Below are 4,850 nucleotides of genomic sequence, written 5' to 3' on the forward strand. Positions count from 1 at the left end.
CTGCGGCTGGCTGCCGCCGGACTGGATGCCCGAGGCCGCGCTGCGCCGCGCCGTCCGCGCCCTCGCCAAGGCGGACGCCGCGGTGCTCACCGACTATGGCGCCACCCAGGGCTCGCTTGCCCTGCGGCGCCTCCTGGCGCGCCAGTGCGCGGCCGACGGCATCGATGTGGGGCCGGAGCAGATCGTCCTCACCCCCTCGGGCACGCAGGCTATCGACCTCGTCTGCCGGCTGCTGCTCTCTCCCGGCGACACGGTGCTGGTGGACGATCCCTGCTACTTCAATTTCCAGGCGCTGTTGCGCGCCCACCGGGTGAAGATCGTCGGCGTGCCCTTCACGCCCGCCGGGCCGGACGTGGCCGGCTTCGAGGCCGCGCTCGCCGCCCACCGGCCGCGCCTCTACGTCACGAATTCCGCGCTCCACAACCCCACCGGCGCGACGCTCGCGCCCCATGTGGCGCACCAGGTCCTGACGCTCGCGGCGGCCCACGATTTGATCGTCGTGGAGGACGAGATCTTCGCCGATTTCGAGCCCGAGCCCTCCCCCCGCCTCGCCGCGCTCGACGCTCTGGCCCGGGTGGTGCGCATCGGCAGCTTCTCCAAGACGCTGTCGGCCTCCATCCGCTGCGGCTACATCGTCGCCCGGCCGGACTGGGTCGAGGGGCTGCGGGACCTCCAGGTGGCCACCAATTTCGGCGGCCCGAGCCCCATGGCGCCGAGCTGGTGCTGCGTACGCTCAGCGACGGCAGCTACCGCAAGCATCTCGCCGCCTTGCGCGGACGCCTCGCCCGGCGGCGCCGCGAGGCGGCGGCCGACCTCGCCGGCCTCGGCATCCGCCCCTGGATCGAGCCGCGCGGCGGCTTCTATCTCTGGTGCCGGCTGCCCGGCGGGCGCGACGCGGCCGAGGTGGCGAAGGCCGCGCTCATTGAGGGGGTGGTGCTGGCGCCGGGCAACGTGTTCAGCGTCAGCCAGTCGGCGGCCGACTTCATGCGCTTCAACGTGGCGCAGATGGACAAGGAGGCGCTGCGCGTCCTCGCGCGCGCCTTGGCCCACACCTTGGGATGAGCCGCAAAGAGGGCTCGCAATCGGCACGGCGCCGAACACCGCGCCCAACGGGTGCAGGCTCGGGCGAAGCGCGCGCTCGGACGATCACGGGGTGACAGGGGCCGCGACATCTCGACGTTTGGCGGACCAGAAGACGACAAATGCGTCGGCCGGGAGGGCTTTCGCGTAAAGCCAGCCCTGGGCAAAGCTCACCCCCTGGGCGCGCAGGTATTCGGCCTGGCTCTCCGTTTCCACCCCCTCGGCGATCATCTGCAGATTCAATTCGTGGGCCATGGCGATGATATAGGGCGTGACGCCGCGCGTCGGCGCCTCGGTATTGACGGCGGAAATGAAGGACCGGTCGATCTTCAGCAGATCGATAGGCAGGTTCTGGATGTAGCTGAGCCCCGAATATCCCGTGCCGAAATCGTCGATGGCGGTCCTGTGGCCGCGGCGGCGCAGTTCCAGCAGCGTGGCGCATGCTCCGGCCGCGTCAATGAAGCTGCGCTCCGTCGCTTCGAGCCAGATCTGCCCCGGGTGAATGCCGGAACCGTCCAGCGAACGATCCAGCGCGGTCAGGATGCGCCCGGTGGTGATATCGACGGCGCTGATGTTTATACTGACATGTGCGTGTGGATCACAGCGCAACAGATCTCCAAGATCCTCGACGACTGCGGCGAGCATCTGGTCGGTCAGGCATCCGATCAGGCCGGTTTGTTCGGCCAGGGGGATGAAGGCGTCCGGTGGGGTGTGGCTGCCGTCCGCGCGTGGCCAGCGCACGAGCGCCTCGGCGCCGATGCAGCGCCCCGTAGCCAGTTCGATGATCGGCTGATAGTGCGCGACCAGTTCGCCGTTCTTCAGCGCTTTCGCCAGTTCGCCGCGGGGCGAGCGCTGCCGGCGCAGCACCAGCAGGCCGGACGCGGCCGACAGCAGTGCGATCGCGGCCGAAAGGGGCAGGAAAACCGCCCAATTGGCCCGCAGATGTTCCTCGAATGTTATGCGCGGCTGACGGACGGTCACGGCCCAGTTGCGCGAGACCTTCTGGACGCTCGCGTCCGATGCGCTGGGCGGATTGGGCTGGTCCCGGTCACGATAGCTCGCAATGAGGGGCAGGCCGCTGCGGGTGCGGATGTCGGAGATCGTGAACGGGTCCGACGCCGACCAATCATTGAAAAAATGCTTCTGGTCCACGAGCACGCCGTATTCGCGGAGGCGCAGGACGAGCATCGCCCGGTCTACGCCGAAGCTTGTCGGCCGCCAGTTCAGGACGAGGCCGATACCATTCGGCATCTCGACCTGTATCGGGTTTCGCTCCAGTCTGTGGGTCAGCTTACCCCACGCATTGCACTCGACCACGTCCCCCGCCCCATAGGCGATGTTGGCAACGGACAGCGCCTCTTCGGTGATCTGCACCATTGCGCGAATATGCTGTGGCGAGCATGGCGGGAACTGCGTTGCTGCGATGGTCCGCAGCGCCGACGCCGCATCGGCCAAGACTGCGTCGGCATGATCAAGGACGCGCAATGCATAGGCATCAAGTTTTTCCAGCTGCGCGGAAACAGCAAGCCGCCACGAAATGTAGAGGGTCGGCGCGAGCGGCACCATCGTGCCGACAACCGTTGCAAGAACGACCAAAGCCAAGGTTAATCGGCGGCTCATTACCGATGCTCAAAATGCAGGGATCTTACACAACAGAAGACCCTGCTGGTATTTCGATACACGCTGACGTAAGCGATAAGCCACTTATGCTTCTTCTGCGTGTCGAAATCGTTCCAATAATGCCAAAATGCTGTTGGCGCAAATGAAGTTGACGTGCGCATTTTAAATTCAACGATGGCCGCTGCGCCGAACTATCGCATGCGTCGCGCCAGCGGTCCGGAGCGCTTAACATGGAGCCCAGTCGCCACAGCCGCTTTCCGAAGTCGCGCGTGGACGCGCTCACCGACGGCGTGTTCGCCTTCGCCATGACGCTGCTGGTGCTCGACATCCGCCTGCCGGACGATTTGAAGATCGAAGATGGGGCCGCCCTGACCGCGCATCTCATGTCGCTCGGCCACGAGACGCTGACCTATCTCATCAGCTTCCTGGTGCTGGGCGCATTCTGGCGTGGCACCATCGAGGCGCGCGCCAGCGAGGAGCAGGTGGGGCAGAACGTGGTCGGCGTGTCGCTCTGGCTGCTGTTCCTCGTCACCGTGGTGCCGTTCTCCTCCGGCCTCGTCAGCCGCTATGGGCAATTCACGCCGGCCATCCTCGTCTATGCCGCCAATATGGGCGCGCTGGCGCTGCTGGTGGTGGCGCTGCGCTATCTCGACGTGGCGCCGGAGCGGCGCAGCCTGTCCGCCGCCTTCGGCCAGCGCCTGCCGCTGTTCCTCGCCAGCGCCGTGCTCTCGGCCGCGCTTGGCTTCGTGGCGCCCCATGCCGCGATGTATGCCTATCTCCTCAACATCGCGAGCCGCCTGCCCTTCTGGCCGAAGGCGGTCGCCTCCCGCGGCGAAAACTAGAGCCTTTCCAATCTTCTACCGTTCGTAGTCCACCGGATTGCCCAAGGGCGGCGCGGCGCGCACCTTCCCGCGCATGCAGCAAGGCTCCCGCTTGGGGGCCCGGGAGTTCGGGTCATGGCGCCTCCTCTTCGCCCCATCCGGTGGACGGCCATCGCCGTCGGCGTGCTACTGCTCGCCGCGGGCGCGCAGGCGGGCGAGATCGCTACCCCCGCGGCGCTGGGCGAGGCCTTGTTCTTCGACACCGCCCTCTCCAAGAACCGCACCCAGGCCTGCGCCTCCTGCCATGCGCCCGACGCCGCCTTCACCGACCCTCGCGAAGGCCCGGCCGGCACGGCGGTCTCGGTGGGCGACGACGGCCGCTCGCTCGGCGACCGCAACGCCCCGAGCGCCGGTTATGCCCGCTTCAGCCCCGCCTTCGGCAAGTCGAATAAGCCGGGCCTCTATCGCGGTGGACAGTTCCACGACGGCCGCGCCGCGAGCCTTGAGGAGCAGGCCGCCGGCCCGCCGCTCAATCCGGCCGAGATGGGCATGGGCTCCAAGGCCGAGGTGGTGGCGCGCCTGAAGGAAAATCCCGCTTATGTCGCGGCCTTCCAGAGGCTCTACGGCCCCGCCGTCTTCCGGTCCGACGCGCGCGCCTTCGACGCCATGACCAAAGCCATAGCCGCCTTCGAGCGCACCGAGGCCTTCGCGCCCTTCGATTCCAAATACGACCGCTACCTGAGGGGCGAGGAGAGGCTCACCGACCAGGAGGAGTTGGGGCGGGTGCTGTTCTTCTCCAAACAGTTCACCAATTGCGCCCTCTGCCACCAGTTGAACGCCCAGGGCGGCACGGCGGGCGAGACCTTCACCAATTACGAGTTCCACAATATCGGCGTGCCCGCGAACCCGGACCTTGCCGCCACCGGCGCGGTGACGGCGCCGGACCTCGGCCTCGCGCGCAATCCCAAGGTGAGGGACAAGGCCGCCCAGGCCGGACGCTTCAAGGTGCCTAGCCTGCGCAACGTCGCCGTCACCGGCCCCTACATGCACAATGGCGTGTTCGCGGACCTGCGCACGGTGATCCTGTTCTACAACACCTTCAACACCGCGAACCCCGCCCGCAAGGTCAACCCCGAGAGCGGCGCGCCCTTCGCCCCGCCCGAGTTGCCGGGCACGCTCTCCTTGAAGGAGCTGGAGACCGGCCCTGCGCTCGATGATCGCCGCATCGGCGCGCTGGTGGCGTTCCTGGAGACGCTCACCGACCGGCGCCACGAGCCGCTGATGGCGGAGCGCCGGGAGGCGCGCGCCGCGGCGCAGGCGGCGGCCAAG

At 67.6% G+C, this 4,850-nt stretch carries 3 protein-coding genes and 1 pseudogene; 3 read left to right on the forward strand and 1 reads right to left on the reverse strand.

Going from position 1 to position 4,850, the window contains the following annotated elements; genetic code table 11:
• Nucleotides 1–1,062 (forward strand): annotated as a pseudogene (locus AC2W7M_RS19845) (aminotransferase-like domain-containing protein); the annotation flags it as partial.
• An 84-nt stretch (nucleotides 1,063–1,146) separates the two neighbouring features.
• Here AC2W7M_RS19845 and AC2W7M_RS19850 read toward each other — a convergent pair.
• On the reverse strand, nucleotides 1,147–2,646 hold the full coding sequence (locus tag AC2W7M_RS19850; protein ID WP_486134304.1) for an EAL domain-containing protein: 1,500 nt from the start codon (nucleotides 2,644–2,646) through the stop codon (nucleotides 1,147–1,149).
• Nucleotides 2,647–2,930: 284 nt separating this feature from the next.
• On the opposite strand from AC2W7M_RS19850, the gene AC2W7M_RS19855 reads away from it, so the two are divergent.
• A complete protein-coding gene (locus AC2W7M_RS19855; protein ID WP_486134305.1) occupies nucleotides 2,931–3,542 on the forward strand; it encodes a TMEM175 family protein in 612 nt (203 codons plus the stop codon).
• Between the two features lie 114 nt (nucleotides 3,543–3,656).
• The coding region (locus AC2W7M_RS19860; protein ID WP_486134307.1) for a cytochrome-c peroxidase at nucleotides 3,657–4,850 on the forward strand (1,194 nt) is incomplete at its 3' end.

The sequence above is a fragment of the Xanthobacter sp. BG11Y11_SDJG genome (assembly GCF_057364445.1).

Excerpts from the sequence above, each read along its gene's own strand:
- AC2W7M_RS19850 (WP_486134304.1), bottom strand. The coding sequence starts at position 2,646 with ATGGTGCCGCTCGCGCCGACCCTCTACATTTCGTGGCGGCTTGCTGTT.
- AC2W7M_RS19855 (WP_486134305.1), top strand. The coding sequence starts at position 2,931 with ATGGAGCCCAGTCGCCACAGCCGCTTTCCGAAGTCGCGCGTGGACGCG.